Origin of the sequence: Chitinophaga sp. W3I9 (assembly GCF_050434025.1) — a bacterium.
GTDB lineage: Bacteria > Bacteroidota > Bacteroidia > Chitinophagales > Chitinophagaceae > Chitinophaga.
The window spans coordinates 6,910,107-6,927,399 of record NZ_JBNPWC010000001.1 but is presented as its reverse complement, the minus strand read 5'-3'; the positions used below and the strand labels follow the sequence as shown (position 1 = coordinate 6,927,399).

15 protein-coding genes are annotated in these 17,293 nt (G+C 48.3%); all 15 read left to right on the top strand.

Going from position 1 to position 17,293, the window contains the following annotated elements; translation table 11 throughout:
- The first annotated feature begins 5 nt into the window (after positions 1 to 5).
- Genes fcl through QFZ51_RS27880 form a run of 15 tightly spaced genes read left to right on the top strand, consistent with a single transcriptional unit; the run spans position 6 to position 17,277 of the window.
- Positions 6 to 950 (top strand): GDP-L-fucose synthase, encoded by a 945-nt coding sequence (gene fcl, locus QFZ51_RS27950; RefSeq protein WP_370908284.1) that lies wholly within the window; start codon positions 6 to 8, stop codon positions 948 to 950.
- A 10-nt stretch (positions 951 to 960) separates the two neighbouring features.
- Positions 961 to 2,307: a UDP-glucose dehydrogenase family protein gene (locus QFZ51_RS27945; protein WP_429050703.1), complete on the top strand. Its 1,347-nt coding sequence runs from the start codon at positions 961 to 963 to the stop codon at positions 2,305 to 2,307.
- 35 nt (positions 2,308 to 2,342) lie between these two features.
- Positions 2,343 to 3,440, top strand: coding sequence for a GDP-mannose 4,6-dehydratase (gene gmd, locus QFZ51_RS27940; RefSeq protein ID WP_429050702.1), 1,098 nt, complete (start codon positions 2,343 to 2,345; stop codon positions 3,438 to 3,440).
- 10 nt (positions 3,441 to 3,450) lie between these two features.
- A complete protein-coding gene (locus tag QFZ51_RS27935; RefSeq protein ID WP_429050701.1) occupies positions 3,451 to 5,004 on the top strand; it encodes a lipopolysaccharide biosynthesis protein in 1,554 nt (517 codons plus the stop codon).
- 3 nt (positions 5,005 to 5,007) lie between these two features.
- Positions 5,008 to 6,162 (top strand): glycosyltransferase family 4 protein, encoded by a 1,155-nt coding sequence (locus tag QFZ51_RS27930; protein ID WP_429050700.1) that lies wholly within the window; start codon positions 5,008 to 5,010, stop codon positions 6,160 to 6,162.
- Positions 6,155 to 7,420 (top strand): hypothetical protein, encoded by a 1,266-nt coding sequence (locus tag QFZ51_RS27925; protein ID WP_429050699.1) that lies wholly within the window; start codon positions 6,155 to 6,157, stop codon positions 7,418 to 7,420. Before QFZ51_RS27930 ends, QFZ51_RS27925 begins: the two co-directional genes overlap by 8 nt.
- 20 nt (positions 7,421 to 7,440) lie before the next feature.
- Positions 7,441 to 8,586 carry a glycosyltransferase family 4 protein gene (locus QFZ51_RS27920; RefSeq protein ID WP_429050698.1) on the top strand — a complete coding sequence of 382 codons (1,146 nt, stop codon included), beginning with the start codon at positions 7,441 to 7,443 and terminating at the stop codon, positions 8,584 to 8,586.
- An 11-nt stretch (positions 8,587 to 8,597) separates the two neighbouring features.
- Positions 8,598 to 9,524, top strand: a complete 927-nt coding sequence (locus tag QFZ51_RS27915) for a polysaccharide pyruvyl transferase family protein (protein WP_429050697.1) — start codon at positions 8,598 to 8,600, stop codon at positions 9,522 to 9,524.
- 3 nt (positions 9,525 to 9,527) lie between these two features.
- Positions 9,528 to 10,886 carry a hypothetical protein gene (locus QFZ51_RS27910; protein WP_429050696.1) on the top strand — a complete coding sequence of 453 codons (1,359 nt, stop codon included), beginning with the start codon at positions 9,528 to 9,530 and terminating at the stop codon, positions 10,884 to 10,886.
- Entirely contained in the window at positions 10,883 to 11,959 is a 1,077-nt protein-coding gene (locus QFZ51_RS27905; RefSeq protein ID WP_429050695.1) for a glycosyltransferase, read from the top strand. The genes QFZ51_RS27910 and QFZ51_RS27905 overlap by 4 nt, the downstream gene beginning before the upstream one ends.
- Positions 11,960 to 11,968: 9 nt before the next feature.
- Positions 11,969 to 13,099 carry an XrtY-associated glycosyltransferase XYAG1 gene (locus tag QFZ51_RS27900; RefSeq protein ID WP_429050694.1) on the top strand — a complete coding sequence of 377 codons (1,131 nt, stop codon included), beginning with the start codon at positions 11,969 to 11,971 and terminating at the stop codon, positions 13,097 to 13,099.
- Positions 13,100 to 14,005 carry a glycosyltransferase family 2 protein gene (locus QFZ51_RS27895; RefSeq protein ID WP_370908274.1) on the top strand — a complete coding sequence of 302 codons (906 nt, stop codon included), beginning with the start codon at positions 13,100 to 13,102 and terminating at the stop codon, positions 14,003 to 14,005.
- Positions 14,006 to 14,011: 6 nt separating this feature from the next.
- Complete coding sequence (locus tag QFZ51_RS27890; RefSeq protein WP_429050693.1) at positions 14,012 to 14,593, top strand: WcaF family extracellular polysaccharide biosynthesis acetyltransferase; 582 nt, start codon at positions 14,012 to 14,014, stop codon at positions 14,591 to 14,593.
- A complete protein-coding gene (locus QFZ51_RS27885; RefSeq protein ID WP_429050692.1) occupies positions 14,590 to 16,023 on the top strand; it encodes a capsule assembly Wzi family protein in 1,434 nt (477 codons plus the stop codon). Before QFZ51_RS27890 ends, QFZ51_RS27885 begins: the two co-directional genes overlap by 4 nt.
- 18 nt (positions 16,024 to 16,041) lie before the next feature.
- Complete coding sequence (locus tag QFZ51_RS27880; RefSeq protein ID WP_429050691.1) at positions 16,042 to 17,277, top strand: WcaI family glycosyltransferase; 1,236 nt, start codon at positions 16,042 to 16,044, stop codon at positions 17,275 to 17,277.
- Positions 17,278 to 17,293 lie beyond the last annotated feature (16 nt).

Sequence of the window (17,293 nt, the reverse complement as noted above, 5' to 3'; positions counted from 1 at the left end):
CACGTATGGAGGCAAACGATCTTATATATGTAGCCGGCCACCGCGGAATGGTAGGAAGTGCTATTAAAAGGAGACTGGAAACTTTAGGTTACCAGAACATTATTACCCGCACATCCGGCAGCCTGGATTTACGCAATGCCGCCGCAGTGGATGAATTCTTTGCAAAAGAAAAGCCGGCATATGTATTCCTGGCAGCCGCCAAAGTAGGCGGTATACACGCTAATAATACCTACCGCGCAGAGTTCCTGTACGATAACCTCATGATTGCCGCCAACGTTATTCATTCGGCGTGGAAGCATAACGTTACCAAGTTGCAGTTCCTGGGAAGTTCCTGTATCTACCCGCGCATGGCGCCGCAGCCAATTAAAGAAAGCTTTCTGCTGACAGGCACGCTGGAACAAACCAATGAACCCTACGCAATTGCAAAAATTGCCGGCATCAAATTATGCGAGGCTTACCGCGATCAGTATGGCTGCAACTTTACCAGCGTAATGCCTACTAACCTGTTCGGCATTGGCGATAACTATCACCCGGAAAATGCACATGTTTTACCGGCGCTGATCCGCCGGTTTCATGAAGCGAAAGTAAATCAGAAACCATCCGTAACAGTATGGGGCACGGGCATGCCTAAACGGGAGTTTTTATTTGCAGATGACCTGGCAGATGCCTGCGTATATCTCATGCAGCATTACAATGATAAAGAACCGGTGAACATCGGGATAGGAGAAGATCTCACCATTAAGCAACTGGCAGAGTACATCCGGGAAGTGGTTTGTTATGAAGGGGAAATCATTTTTGACGCTACCAAACCCGATGGTACGCCGCGCAAGCTGATGGATGTATCCAAACTGCATCGCCTGGGATGGAAACATAGTATCAGCCTGAAAGAAGGACTGGTAATGGCTTACAGGGATTTTCTGCAACAGGATCAGTTCAAATTACAACCTTAAAACCAGTGGTATGAAAGTAGTCATTGTAGGAACAGGATATGTTGGACTGGTTACCGGCGCCTGCCTGGCTGAAGTGGGAACCAGTGTTACCTGCGTGGATGTGGACGCAGCAAAGATAGCACGGCTTCAGAAAGGGGTATTACCCATTTATGAACCTGGTTTGCCTGAAATGGTGATGCGTAATCAGGCAAGCGGCCGTCTTTCTTTCACTACCTCGCTGGCCAGCGCATTGCCCGGAGCTGAAGTGGTATTTATTGCCGTAGGCACACCACCGGGAGAAGATGGCAGTGCAGACCTGAAGTATGTATTACAGGTAGCGCATGAGGTAGGACAATACATGGAGCATTACCTGCTGCTGGTAACCAAAAGCACCGTGCCCGTTGGCACCGCCGCCCGCGTGAACCGCGCAGTAAAGGAGAGCCTGTCGGCCCGCCAGCTGATCATCGATTATGATGTGGCTTCCAACCCGGAGTTCCTGAAAGAGGGCGCCGCCGTAAATGATTTCCTGAAACCTGATCGTATTGTCGCCGGCGTAAGTACTACCCATGCCCGCGAAGTGCTGGAACAATTATACCGGCCATTTGTGTTAAACGGACACCCGCTGCTTTTTATGGACATCGCTTCTGCGGAGATGACTAAGTACGCAGCCAATGCCATGCTGGCTACCAGGATTTCCTATATGAACGATATCGCCAACGTATGCACGCTCGTGGGTGCAGATATCAACCAGGTGCGTAAAGGTATCGGCAGCGATCCCCGCATCGGGAAACACTTCCTGTATCCCGGCATCGGCTACGGTGGTTCCTGTTTCCCAAAAGATGTAAAGGCCCTGATCCAAACCGGCCGCGAATATGGCTATCAGCTTCGTATCCTGGAAGCAGTGGAAGCCGTGAATGAAGATCAGAAGAAAATATTATCCGATAAAGTGCTCCGTCACTTCGACGGCGACATCAAAGGTCGCACGTTCGCCGTATGGGGACTGTCTTTCAAACCTAACACCGACGACATGCGCGAAGCGCCTTCGCTGGTGCTGATCAGCAGCCTGCTGGAAGCCGGCGCACAAGTGCGTGTATACGATCCCGTTGCCATGGAAGAGGCGCTTCACCTGCTGGGCGACAGCGTCACCTTTGCGGATGATATGTATGCCGCCGCTGCAAATGCAGACGCCGTATTGCTGGTAACGGAATGGAATGCCTTCCGGATGCCCGACTGGCCACGACTGCGCAGCCTGCTGCAAACGCCACTGCTGTTCGATGGGAGGAACATCTATGATGACGTACAACTGGTAAAACATGGGTTCACTTACTATGGTATCGGCAATACAGCTGCTACCCCGGTAAATGCCCTTATGCAATAACTTATTTCTTTTTATCACTAAAAAATAACGATCGTATGAAAGTAGCCCTGATAACAGGTATTACCGGCCAGGATGGCGCTTATCTGGCAGAACTGCTGCTGGGAAAGGGATATATGGTGCATGGTGTAAAACGCCGCGCTTCGCTGATCAACACCGAAAGAATTGATCACCTCTACCAGGATATGCACAGTGAAAATGTGCGCTTCCGTTTGCATTACGGCGATATGACCGACAGCACCAACCTCATACGCATTATACAGGAAACCCAACCGGATGAAATTTATAACCTGGCTGCCATGAGCCATGTACGGGTAAGTTTTGATACCCCGGAATATACTGCCAACGCAGATGGTATAGGCACGCTGCGCCTGCTGGAAGCACTGCGCATCCTGAAAATGGAAAAGAAAACACGCATCTACCAGGCCAGCACCTCCGAGTTGTACGGACTGGTACAGGAAGTACCACAACGTGAAACAACGCCTTTCTACCCGCGCAGCCCATATGCTGTGGCGAAGTTATACGCCTACTGGATTACGGTAAACTACCGCGAGGCTTATGGAATGTATGCCTGCAACGGTATCCTCTTTAACCACGAAAGCCCGCTGCGCGGAGAGACTTTCGTAACCCGGAAGATCACCAGGGGCGCTGCTGCGATCGCACTCGGACTGCAGGATAAACTGTACCTCGGTAACCTGGATGCACAACGCGACTGGGGCCACGCAAAAGATTATGTAGAAGCCATGTGGCGCATCCTTCAACAGGAAACACCAGATGACTACGTAATTGCTACCGGTATTACCACTACCGTGAGAGAGTTTGTACGCATGTCCTTTGCAGAACTGGGTATCGAAATCGCCTTCACCGGCACCGGTGCTGAGGAAGTGGGTACCGTAGCCGCCTGCACAAACGAAGTATATGCGTTGCCGTTAGGAAAGCAGGTAGTCGCTATTGATCCGCGTTATTTCCGCCCTACGGAAGTAGAGCTGCTGATAGGCGACCCTACCAAATCCAAAACAGTACTCGGATGGGAACCAGCCTACGACCTGGCTGCACTGGTAAAGGAAATGATGGCCAGCGACGTGGCATTGTTTGCAAAAAAAGAAGTGACACAACTGGAACACTTAATCGGATAATTAAATCAACATGCAGGTAGCGAACAGGGTGATATTAAATACAGGCGCGCTTTACGGACGGATGCTGATCACCGTTTTTATTTCCTTATATGCCACCCGGCTGGTACTCAACCTGTTGGGCGCGGCAGACTACGGATTGTTTAACCTGATCAGCGGGGTCATTGCCATGTTGTCTTTCCTGAACATGGCAATGACCATCAGCACGCAGCGGTATATGTCTTTTCACCTTGGCACCAAAGACGCACACAAACTGAAAGTGGTGTTTAACTCCAGCGTATTGCTGCATTTTGTACTGGGCCTGGCATTGGTGCTGCTGTTTGAAGTGATAGGCAGCTATCTTTTTGATCATGTGCTCAATTATCCTGCATCCCGCACCATGGCTGCCAAACTTATTTTTCAGTTCATGGTGGTCAGCGCGTTCTTTACGATCATCTCTGTGCCTTACGATGCTACATTGATTGCACAGGAAAATATGGTGATGGTAGCTATAATGGGAATAGTGGAATCCGTAGGCAAACTGCTGATAGCACTCAGCCTGCAATACACTTCATACGACCGGCTCATTGTGTATGGCGGTCTTATGGCATTGCTCACCGTATTACTGCTGGTGTTTAAGCAGGTGTATTGCGCGGTGAAGTATGAAGAAAGCCGCATCCGCATCCGGCAGTATTTCGACAAAAGCCTTTTGAAAGAAATGTTTGCCTACGCAGGGTGGAATATGTTTGGCGCCGGCAGTTTTGTGGCACGTAACCAGGGCATCGCTCTTCTGCTGAATGTTTTCTTTGGCACCATCGTTAATGCAGCTTATGGCATCGCTAACCAGGTGAATGCACAGCTCAGCTACTTTTCTGTTACCATGCTGCGGGCATTAAATCCGCAGATCATTAAAAGTGAAGGCAGCGGCGACCGTCCGAGGATGCTGCGGCTGGCCATGATTGCCAGCAAGTTTTCCTTTTTCCTGCTGAGTTTTTTCGCCATCCCCATGATGATAGAAATGCCATTTGTATTGCAATGCTGGCTGAAACAAGTACCTGATTTTACCGTCATGATGTGCCGCCTGATTATCATCGCTACATTAATTAACCAGCTGTCGTCGGGCATACAGGTAGCGGTACAGTCGGTAGGGAAAATAAGAAAGTACCAGGTGGTAGTCAGCACAATGGTACTGTTCAATTTACCCATTGCCTGGTTGCTGCTGAAGGCAGGATATCCCGCGGCTACGGTATTGATCAGTGCCATCGCCATAGAAGTAGTAAGCGGCATTTACCGCATGATGGCGGCGAAAACTATTACGGGCTTATCGCCGGCAGTGTTTACCCGGCAGGTGATCATCAAATCAATAGTGCCGGCATTGCTGGCAGCCGGACTGGCCTGCATCCCGCAACTATTCATGGGAGAAGGATTTATGCGGCTGGGCGTTACCACAACAATAAGTATCATCAGCATCGTATTCCTCATCCGGCTCATCGGGCTAACCACCGATGAAACCGCGAAAGTGGAACAATTACTCAACAGGATTTTCACAAAACTACAGGCACGGCTAGTGGTATTAAAAGCGAATTAAGATATGAACATTCTTTTCTTCACAGACATATCTCCCTTCCCGCAAAACGGGGGAGAACGCATCAGGAGCTACTACCTGATCAAAGCTTTGTCGCAGCTCGGTTATGAGGTGATTGCCGTGGTACAGAATGTGGAGAAGGTGGACCTGCAAAAATACCATCTCCCTAACGTCACTTTTTATACTTATGAAACAAAACCTTTCGATCTGCTGACCCGTATTACGGGTAAACAATACTTCCAGCGCTCTGCCACCGTTATGAGCATTTTTGAAGAGGTTTGCCGCGAATATCCGCTGGCAGCAGCTATCCTGGACTATGGCTATGTAGGTCATTATATTTCTTATTTCAGGCAGAAGCAGATCCCCGTTATCCTGGGCACACACAACGCACAGCCCATGATCACCTGGCAGCTGCCCTCAAAAAATATTGTGGATAAGCTGCGCAAGTGGCAGCTGTTTAGTATGGAAAAACTGCATGAGCGCATGTACTTTAACAAAGCTGCTGCGGTACTGGTAGTTAGTGAAGATGATAATGCCTATCACACACGCTTCCTGCCTAAACAGAAAGTTTTTACGGTTCCCAACTTCCTGGATGCGAAGGATTATCACTTCACCGGGAAGAAGCAGCAGCGTGTGCTGGTGATGACGGCTAACTTCGGCGTATATATGAATTTCGCCGGCCTCAAGTGGTTTATCGAAAACGTGTGGGATGATGATCTGGCCGGAAAGTACGACCTGTGGCTCGTAGGCAGAGGTTCTAAAGAAGCGTTGAAACAAATTACCGGCAAAGAAGAATATCGCAATATTGTAGCCTTTGGAAAGGTGGATGATGTGAAGTGGTATATCTCCGTGGCCAGCGCAGTGATCATTCCGTTGGTGCATGGCAGCGGTACACGCCTGAAATGCCTGGAAGCAATGGCACTCAGTACACCGATTATCAGTACCCGGAAGGGAGTGGAAGGCGTGAAGAGTCATCACTTTATTGTGTCTGATGAACCTGAAGCGTTTAAGCAATCCCTGCTGGCTTTTGATCCGGAAACGGATAAGGGTGCGCGGTTACGGGAAGATTTTTTACAGGAATACAGCCTGGACGTAAACCGGGAACGGCTACAGCAAATTGTTCACTACGCGGTTCGCGGTAAAATGCCTGCCTATGTTTAACCGGATCAAAATAGCCATGTACACTTTGTTGAGTGGCGTGAATGTAGCACTGGTGGGGCAGTTGAAGCTCAATGAGATCATGGTGCTGCTGTCTACCCCCTTTGTATTTGACCTGCGGGACTTTAAAGCATACCCCATGTTCCGCAAGATCATCTTTGCATTGGTAGCGCTCTTCGTGTTCCAGGCTATTACTGATCTGTTTATTGTACACAGCTCTTCAGAGAATTTCATGCGGGGCTGGGCGGCCATCATTATGTCTATCCTCTCTTTTATTTTCCTGTTTAAAACTTTGGAAGATGATCAGGCCATCTTCTTCTTCCTTTGCATGACCCTTATCAAAAATATTATCTGGACAGATGATAATGCCGATACGGATATGTCGTACTTCAAGTTTAAGATGGTACCTATCCTGTCGTACGCTGTTTATATCTGTTCTTTCCTTTTATATCGCAGAGGACAATGGAAGGCAGTGCTGGCGCTGCTATTAGGCTACAGCCTGTTATGTTTTGCCCGCGACTCGCGCTCAACAGGCATGGTCTTTTTCCTGGGCGCCATTATCATTTACTGCTTTAACAGTGGTATGTACCTCACCCGCGACCGGTTGCTGGTGTTTGGGATTGCAGGCGCTATCCTGTTCCAGTTTGCCTATGTATGTTATGTAAATGCAGTGATGAATCATGAAATAGGAGGAGATCATGCTTCCGAGCAAATCGACCGGCTCGATAATCCTTATAATCCGTTGTCATTACTGATGACAGGCAGGGGCGAAACCTTTGCTGCAATGGCAGCCATTGCCGATGCACCGCTGTTCGGTCATGGTTCCTGGGCAAAAGACGACAACCTGCAATATTACCGGATCCTGTTGCTGTACCAGAATGAAGAAATGAATGAACAACTGGCTACCTCAACAGACCACCTGATCCCCAGTCACTCGATCCTGTTGGGGGCCTGGGTAAACTGCGGGCTGGGTGGATTTATTGCGGTACTGCTGATATTCATATTCCTGCTGAGAATGGGATTTTACCTCATTCGCAACGCTGCGGATACAGCATTGTACCCGGTACTGGTACTGATGACGATTGGGGTAATATGGACTTTTCTTTTTTCCCCCATCCAACAACTAAGGTTTAACATACCTGCCATCGGTGCAGTGCTGTTGCGTGCCTACTATGATTTTATGGAAGAATCTGCCACGGAGGAAGTACCCGTACAAATAAATGAAACGATCGATATGCTATCTCCCGAAGGGAAAATATAAACGGTAAAAAAACATCAGCTATGAAAATATGCTTCATTACACTAGGGGATATTAAATTCATTGCCACCATGAAACGGGCGATAGGCATGGCCGGACCGCTGCTGTCGCTAGGCTGGGAAGTGTCTATCATTGCGCAGGACAGTGAAGAGAACCGGAAACGTATAGCCATGGAGTGTAGTGAGGCAGTGAAGGTATACTACTATCAGCCTGGCTCCGCAGGAGAAGAAGTCAGGGTAAAAACAGAGCTGGTAAACCAGATTGCACCAGACTATGTGTTATTCTGTTCTTTCAGTTTCCGTAACCGTATTTCCAAAGGTAAGCTCAACGTAAAACCCAAAATACTTATCGAACATTCGGAGCTGCCTTCCGGTATCCCGGATAATAAAGGCATCCGCAAACTGGCGATGTTGGCGCTGGAGTATTGGTCGGTGTTGTATGCGGACGGATTGCTGTGCGCCAGCAAGTATCTCTGTAACGTATATACGAAAAGGGCAGCGCAGCTGTTTCGTAAACAACTTCCGGTGTTGTACTCGCCTTACGCCTTCAATAATGATGTGATAGCGTCGCCGCGGATCCGCCTGGATGAATTGCAGGATGCTTATAAAGGCAAAACGATACTGATCTATATGGGCACGCTTACCCGCAACTATGGCCTCTTTACGATGTTGCAGGCAATGGAAATGGTAAGCAAGGAAAGAAGTGATGTGGTATTAATGTTATTGGGACAGGGCCGGCATATGGTGGAAGCAAAAGCTTTTGTCAAGGAAAAGCAGCTGGATGCACAGGTTGAATTCCTGGGCTATGCACCCGAAGAAGATCTCAGTTCCTGGTTCACCGCGGCCGATGCATTTATTTCCCCGCTGAATGATACTGTGCAGGACTGGGCGCGTTGTCCCAGTAAGATTTACATGTACCTGCCATTTGGCAAGCCGGTGTTTACCTGTGCTATTGGCGAGCCATTGGAAATATTCGGGCACGAGGGATATTATTTCAACAACAATGCACCGGCATCACTGGCGGTATTGATCAGCAAACTGGCTAATGGCAAGCTGGCGCTGGCAACGGTGAATAGCGAAGCCCACAGCTGGGAACGACGGGCAGTTGACTTTACAGCATGGATCAACAGTAACGATGCAGTAAAAGTACTACGTATTGCTAACCTGTAAATGACTACAACGTGAATTATGTTTATTATAAAGATCCCAAAGGGAATTTTGGTGATGACCTGAACGGGTGGCTCTGGCCCAAGTTGTTTGGCGAAGGCAATATCGGTGATCCCGAGGCATTCCTGGGCATTGGTTCTATCCTGTTCGACGGCTCTCCGCTATTCAGGGATATACCGGACAAATGCAAGATTGTTTTCGGCACAGGCGTGAGGCCTTCTCATCAAACCTTCAGTCTCGACAGCAGTTGGGATATCCGTTTCCTGCGGGGGCCATTGTCGGCCTATGCGTTTAATAACCAGTTCCCGTACATCGCAGATGCTGCCTACGCCATTCGCCAGCTGCCGGAGTTTGATAAATTCCTGAAGATGAAGAAAAAGCACAAGGTGAGCGTGATTCCTTATTTTAAATCAGTCCCGTTTTTCGATTGGGAAGCACTTTGTAATAAACTGGGTTATAATTATATCTCACCACGTTCGGAGCAAGGCGTAGAACATACGTTGCAGGAAATCGCCGCATCGGAGTATGTGATTGCGGAAGCCATGCACGGCGCCATCCTCGCCGATGCGCTACGCGTGCCCTGGCACCGCTTTATATTATCTACACCGCACACAGAGGGCAGTGGTGTGGCTGAGTTTAAATGGATGGACTGGCAGGCTGCGATTCAACTATATAATATCAATGCTACACCGGTAAAACTTTACCGCAAATCATTTCTTCACCAGAAAATTAAAACCCTCTCCGGCAATCGCATCAGCGCAGAATTTATGGCCAGGGATATTGTAAAAACGGACCTGTTAAAAACACTGCAGGGTGTGAACGGTTTCTATTTATCTGAAGAAGATGTTATCAGACGTATTGATAATAAGATTCATGATCAGACTTTTTTATTGAGAAAAGAAAAGTGCATGGATAAATCATCTTTCATCACAACACATTAATATATGCAGCAGGAATTTATTTTATCAGCAGGAACAGGACATTTCTTTTTTGGTTTTCATGACCTGGTAGCTTGGAATGCTGCAGGTGATAAATTGCTTGCATTACAAACACCCGACATTACTGTTCCCCCGGATCCGCGCATTCCCTGCGGCATTGGCTATTTCGATGCAGCGCAGCAATTCCGCCGGATGGGAGATACCTACGCTTATAATTATCCACAGGGAGCCCGCCAGCAATGGATCGGCGATACAGATACTTTTATCGTGAATGACCGGGTTGATGATGTATGGGGTTCCCGGATATATGATACAAATGCCGGCAAATGTGTGAGTGTGTTGCATCAGCCCGCCCATGTGATCACAGATGAAGGCGTTGCCTTTGGTATCGACTACGCAAGGCTGTATCGTGTAGGAGGATATGGATACACCGGTATTGCTGATAAGTATGCGCACGTTCACGTACCTGATAACTCCGGTATTGTAAAACACAATGTATATACCGGTGAGCAAACATTATTGCTGTCTATTGCTGCTGCCGCTAATTATAAAATGAATCCCGCTTTGGGACAACATCATTATATCACGCACCTGCTGCTGAATCCCTCGCAGCAACGGCTGGCCTTCCTGCACCGCTATAAGTTAAAAGACGGAGGTGAAACCACGCGGCTCATGACGATCGGTGTGGATGGCAGCGACCTGAAATGCCTGGCTACAGGCTTTCTCAGTCATTTCGACTGGAAAGATGATTCACACATCGCTATCTGGGGCAGAACAGGCAGTAACATCGAAAAACTGCGTGGTTCCCTGTTGTATAAAATGATGCCTTCCGGATTGATTTCCGGGGGAAAGAAAGTGCTGAAGAAATTATTGTATACAAAAGAGAAAGGTGCAAAAGCGGTAGCGCCCTTCAACTGGTTGTTACTGGAGGATGTGGATAACGGGGCTCCGGCTATGTTAGCGAAAGATATTATTACGGAAGACGGGCACCCGATGTTTTGCCCGGCTGACCGCGACTGGATGATTTGTGATACTTATCCCAATCAACAGGGAATCCGGACGCTGTTCCTTTTCCAGTACAGCACGCAAAAGAAAGTGACGTTGGGTACTTACCGTATGATTGACGATAAACCTGATCTGAAGCAGGCGCACCCTTTACTGGCCGGCGTGGAAGAAGGAGTGTTAAAAGCGTTTTCGCTGGAACAGATGGCCTTTACACGCAGCGGTCTCCACTGCGATTTACACCCACGCTGGAAGCGTGATGGTAACGTGGTGGCGTTCGACTCCATCCACGAAGGCCGCCGCATGATCTATGGTTATGATGTGAGCAGTATTATTCATGCACATAAAAATGTACTGGTATGATTGCCATTCTGCAGCCACTGGTGCCGCATTACCGCGAACATTTTTTTAACCGGCTCAATGAGCAGGCGCCTTTCGATCTGTATTGTTATGATCAGGCAGATGCTATCAAACAGCAAAACCTGTCTGCCGGCAACACCGCAGTGAAGCAATTGCCTGCCTGGAGCGTAGGCCCGTTTGTGTTATATAACCCGTTACGTTTTTTTAATAAAGACTATAAGGTACTGGTGTTGATGCTCAATTTCGCGCATCTGTCTACCTGGATGATCCTGTTGCTGAAACCCTTGCTGAAACAAAAAGTTATCCTTTGGGGACATGGTATTTCGGTGAAGAGATATGTGCAGGAAGAACAACGACCCAGCCGCCTGTTGAAATGGATGATACAACTGGCCGATGCTACCTGGTTTTACACACCAAAAGAGATGGCGCTCTGGCAACAGGAAATGCCGGGGTTAAAGGCAGTGGCTTTGAACAATACGATTTCTGAAGTGGAAAAGATTATGCAACGGGAGGCGCCCGATAAAGCAGCGCTCCGTGAAAAGTATAATATCCGCTCAAAACGGATACTGATCTATTGCGCCCGCTTTAATGAAACCGGCCGTCGTATTGATTTGCTGGAGAAGCTGATGCAGGAAACTGATCCGGAGCAGTATGGATTTATCATCATTGGGGCAGGTAAATACAAGCCCGATTTCAGCAGTTATCCACATGTACATGACTTTGGGGCGGTGTATGATCCGATTATAAAACAGGAGCTGTTTGGTATCGCCGACCTGTATTTTCAGCCGGGATGGGTGGGATTGTCGGCGGTGGAAGCAATGGCTTATGGCAAGCCGGTATGCACTTTTAGGCGCAGTGAGGAAGTGCTGCAGTGCGTGGAGTATAGTTATGTCCGCGATGGCTACAACGGGCTGATCTTCGATAGCATGGACGAGTGTTTGTATGTGCTGGATCAGTTGTCAGATGAAGAGATCATCAGGCTGGGGCAACATGCCAAACAATTTGTGGGAGAAAATCTGACCATGACGGCTATGGTGGATAATGCTTTTCACTCGCTGGATTCAATGAATAAATAACCCTTGTTTATGAAGATACTTTTTATTGTTCCTTCCTACAAACCGGCCTACGTGTACGGAGGTCCTATTGTAGTGATAGCGCGGCTGGCGGAGCAACTGGTGTTAATGGGGCACCAGGTGGAAGTATATACTACCACGGCCAACGGCGCCAGGGAACTGGATATAGCGGCTAACACCACGGTGATCATGGATGGGGTGAAGGTAACCTATTTCAAAAGGATCACCGGTGATCACACGCATGTGTCGCCGGCATTGTGGAAAGCAGTTTGGTCTAATGCAAAACAGTTTGATAAAGTACATATTCACTCCTGGTGGAATTTCCTGGTGATGGGCGCTTCCTTTATCTGTAAATGGAGAAAGCTAAAACCACTGTTGTCTCCGCATGGCATGTTTTGCGACTATGTGCTGACGGCGCGGAACAACCGTAAGAAGAAACTGCTGCACACGGTAATGGGTAAACGTTTGCTAAAAAATACTTACCTGCATGTATCATCGGAACTGGAGTGGAAGGAATGCCGGCAGGTGAATACTCACTGGGAGGGCGGACAGGTGTTTAACCTCGTGGATTTACCGGAGGGGAGTTTTGTGCGGAAAGAGAACGAGGTATTTACCATCAGCTTTCTTTCCCGGGTAGATCCCAAGAAGGGATTGGATCTGCTGATCCGTGCATTAGCGAAGGTAACATTTCCCTACCGGCTGCAGATCGCCGGCAGTGGTGATGCGCAGTATGTAGCAATATTAAAGGATTTAATTGCGTCGCTCGATATGGATAATAGCGTCGAATGGGTAGGTTGGAAAGGCAGTGAGGATAAATTTCATTTCCTCGCTGCCACCGACCTTTTTGCGCTAACCTCCCGTAATGAAAACTTTGCCATTGTAGTAATTGAATCGTTGTATGCCGGTACCCCGGTGCTGATCAGCGATCAGGTGGGACTGGCAACCTATGTGCAGCAGCATGATCTGGGCTGGATTACCGGAATCGATAGCGTGGAGATGATTACAGCGCAGCTCACTGCTGCTTACCAGGAAAAGGGGCAACGGCAAAGGATTACACGGTCTGCCCCTTTACAGATCCGTAATGATTTCAATGATGCCACGCTGGCATCGTCTTATGTAGAACTGTATGAAAAATGTAGCTAGATGAAGATCGCGGTAGTTATACTCACATTTAATGAATCGTTGCACCTGGCACGCTGCCTGGAGAATCTCCGGCAAATAACGGATGAGCTGTACGTAATAGATGCTTTTTCAACAGATGATACTGTAGCGATAGCGGAAAGATATGGCGCAAAGGTTTTTCAGCGTAAATGGGTGAACTATGCCAACCAGTTTCAGTGGGCATTGGACCATTGCGGCATTGAAACACCCTGGATCATGCGCATGGATGCAGATGAATACCTGGAACCCGGACTGGTAAAAGAAATCCGGCAACGGATGGATAAAGTGCCGGACGGTATAACAGGCATATATATACGCCGCAAGGTGTTATTCAAAGGTAAATGGATCCGCTTCGGTGGTTTCTACCCGCATACCCTGTTGCGGATATGGCGCAACGGGGTAGGCAGCATCGAACAGCGCTGGATGGATGAACATATTGTATTGTCCGACGGCGCTACGATGCTGTTTAAAGAACATATTGTAGACGATAACCTGAACTCCATTCACTGGTGGGTAAACAAACATAACAACTACGCCATCCGTGAAATGGTAGATCTGCTGAACATCCGCTATGGTTTCTGGCAAACCGATGAAAGGCTGCTGCGGGAGAGTGGAACACAAGCCAAACGCAAGCGGTTCCTGAAAGAGAAGGTATACGCTTCTATGTCGCCTGGAATGCGGGCCTCGCTGTACTTTCTGTTCCGCTATGTGCTACGTTACGGTTTCCTTGATGGCTACAAAGGCTTTCTGTTCCATTTCATGCAGGGGTACTGGTATCGTTTGCTCGTAGACGTTAATGTGCAGGAATTTCAGCAAAAGCTCGATGGAAACGAAAGCCGGGAAGATATTATGGCGTTGCTAAAACAGGATTATAACATTCATATCTGATATCACATGACCACTAATCTTGCTGCATTTAATACAGGCAGTTATTATGCCGGCCCTAAGTGGAAAGTGCTGTTATGGTACTTCTGTAACTACTATATTTTCAACAGTGCTTTCCCCTGGCCTTATGGGTTCAAAAGTAAGCTGCTGAAGCTGTTTGGCGCCCGTGTAGGGAAGGGACTTGTCATAAAAACAAAAGTGCGTATCAAGTATCCATGGTTGCTGACCATCGGCGATCATTGCTGGATAGGGGAATCGGTGTGGATCGACAACCTGGCTGCGGTAACGCTGGGAGATCATGTTTGTCTCTCGCAGGGCGCCTTGTTGCTTACCGGCAACCACGACTACAAACAACCGGATTTTCCTTACCGGCTTGGTCCTATTCATATTGAAAATGGCGCCTGGATAGGCGCTATGGCGGTGGTCTGTGCAGGTGTTACCTGTGGCAGCCATGCGGTACTTACGGTGAATAGTGTGGCATCAAAAGAGATGGAACCCTGGCTGATTTATTCCGGGAATCCTGCAGTGGCAGTTCGCAAACGGGAAATGAAGGGACATACAGTAACCCTGCTAAATACAGCGGCTATATGAAGAAATGGTGCTTACATATCGCGTTAATAATGGGCCCTGCCACGGCAGTGGCGCAGGTTCACTTTACGGATTCGTTGGAGGTGCATGCCGGTGCAGTAGGAACTGTTGCTTCGAAAGACTACCAGCCGCTCTGGCTCATGGCGAATCATTTTGGCACTATCAGCGATCGTAAAGGAGATGTATCTACCCATGTAGGCTTCAGCAACGGGCATGTATGGAAGGAGGATTATTACGTCAGGTATGGGCTGGATGTATATAATAACGACCAGTTTCATCAGACATTTATAGAGCAGGGATATGTAAAAGCCGGTTATAAACACTGGGAAATCAGGGCAGGGCGGTATGAGGAAATCGTCGGGGAAACAGACAAGGACCTCAGCAGCGGCTCTATGGGAATCAGCGGCAATGCGCTTCCCATCCCAAAAGTAGGCATCGCGGTAACACAGTATACCGATATTCCCTATACGAATGGTTGGCTGCAGTTCAAAGGGCTCATCAGCCATGGCTGGATGGGAAACGACCAGTACATCAAGAACGCGTGGCTGCATGAGAAAAATTTCTACCTCCGCATAGGGAAAAGAAAACTAAAGTTATTTGGCGGCATACAGCATTATGCGGTATGGGGTGGTAACCGGAAAGATCTGCCAAAGATCACCGCTGACTGGCAGGGATTTATGGATGTGCTGCTTGTAAAAACAAAAGATGATGGGACCGTTGGCACGACCGATATACAGCCTAACCGTCCCGGCGATCACCGCGGTATTATAGAAGGGGGGATTGAGTGGGAAAATGACCAGTTGTCGCTTCGCCTGTATAATCAAACTCCTTTTGAATCCGGGCAGGGCATTGATATCCGGAACATCGACCGGCTCCTGGGCGTTGTGTATACCAATAAGCAAGCCGGCAGCTGGCTGGAGAAGATTACGGCAGAGTTTCTTTATACGAAACAGATGAATGATTTCTTCCCGTTGCACCAGCGCGAAAGCTACTACAACAACGGCGTATACCTTACCGGCTGGGATTATCATGAGCGCGTGATCGGCACGCCGTTGTTCATCGACCGGGATCGCGGACAGCATTACTTCCCCAGCATGAAACCGTTCAATTGGAATGATCCCAAGGATTCGCTGAGAGCAAAAGGAGGGAATATTATTAACAATCGTGTAATGGGAGTGCATATTGGCGCACTTTATCATCTCCCGAAAAAAATTACCGGCAGAACATTAATTACCTACACACAGAATTATGGTACCTACACCAATACCGCCCTTTTCAAACCAATGAAACGGCAATGGTATACACTACAGGAGTTCCAGTACCAGGTGTCGTCGAAAGGACTTGCCCTGAAAGCATCCATAGCAGTGGACCAGGGACAGCTCTCCGATAACATGGGATTTATGTTAGGGGTATTGTGGAGTTGGCGGAAATAATATTTAAATATAACGTATATGGGCAAACGAATATTACTGATAGGCGGCAATTTTTCACCAGAGCCAACGGGAATAGGAAAGTACAACGGAGAAATGATCAGTTGGCTGGCAGATAACGGGTACGACTGCACGGTAATAACTACTTATCCCTATTATCCGCAATGGCAGGTGCAACCGCCCTATGAGCGCTCCAAGAACTGGTTTAAAAAAGAAGTACATCCGCAGGGGAAGGGAAAACTGACGGTATACCGTTGTCCGCAATATGTGCCTGCAGAGCCTTCCGGTAAGAAAAGAATGTTGCAGGATTTTTCTTTTGCAGCCGCTGCATTCGTAAAAGTGATGCAGCTGGTATGGAAAAAGAAATATGATATAGTAATTACAGTGGCGCCGCCGTTTCACCTGGGATTGCTGGCGGTCCTCTATAAAAAACTGCGGGGCGCCAGCTTCGTGTATCATGTGCAGGATCTGCAAATAGAGGCCGCGCGCGATTTACAGATGATCCGCTCCCCGCGGCTGATTAACACGCTGCTGAAACTGGAAAAGATGATTCTCCGGCAGGCGGATCATGTAAGCAGCATAGCAGACGGGATGATCCGTAAAATAAGTGACAAGGCGGGCAGGGAAGTATTTTATTTTCCAAACTGGGTGGATGTAACACAATTTCATCCGCTAACGGATAAGGCTATATTAAAGCAGTCGTTCGGTTTTTTGCCCACTGATAAAATTATATTGTACTCCGGCGCCATCGGTGAAAAACAAGGGCTGGAAGCCCTGCTGCATGCTGCTGCGTCCTGGCAGCACCGGGAAGAAATGAAATTCCTGATCTGTGGTTCCGGCCCATATAAAGCCAAGCTGGAACAGGTAGCATCGCAACTGCAGTTAAAGAACACGATCTTTTTTCCATTGCAACCGCTTGCACAGTTTAATAACTTTTTGAACATGGCAGACGTACACCTGGTCATACAAAAATCACACGCCAGCGATCTCGTGATGCCATCCAAACTAACGACCATACTTGCAGTGGGCGGTATTGCACTGATTACGGCCAATGAGGGTACCGGCCTGCATGAGCTGGTAAGCCGGCATCAGATGGGCATCCTCGTAGAGGCGGAAAACCAGGAAGCCCTTCAAACAGGAATAGGCAGGGCCGTATGGGAAAATACTGCCGACATTGCAAGGAATGCCCGTGAATTTGCAGCCAGCCATCTTTCTATTTCGGGTGTGATGACGCGCTTTAAAGAACAGGTGGCGTAGCGCTTTCTTTTATTGA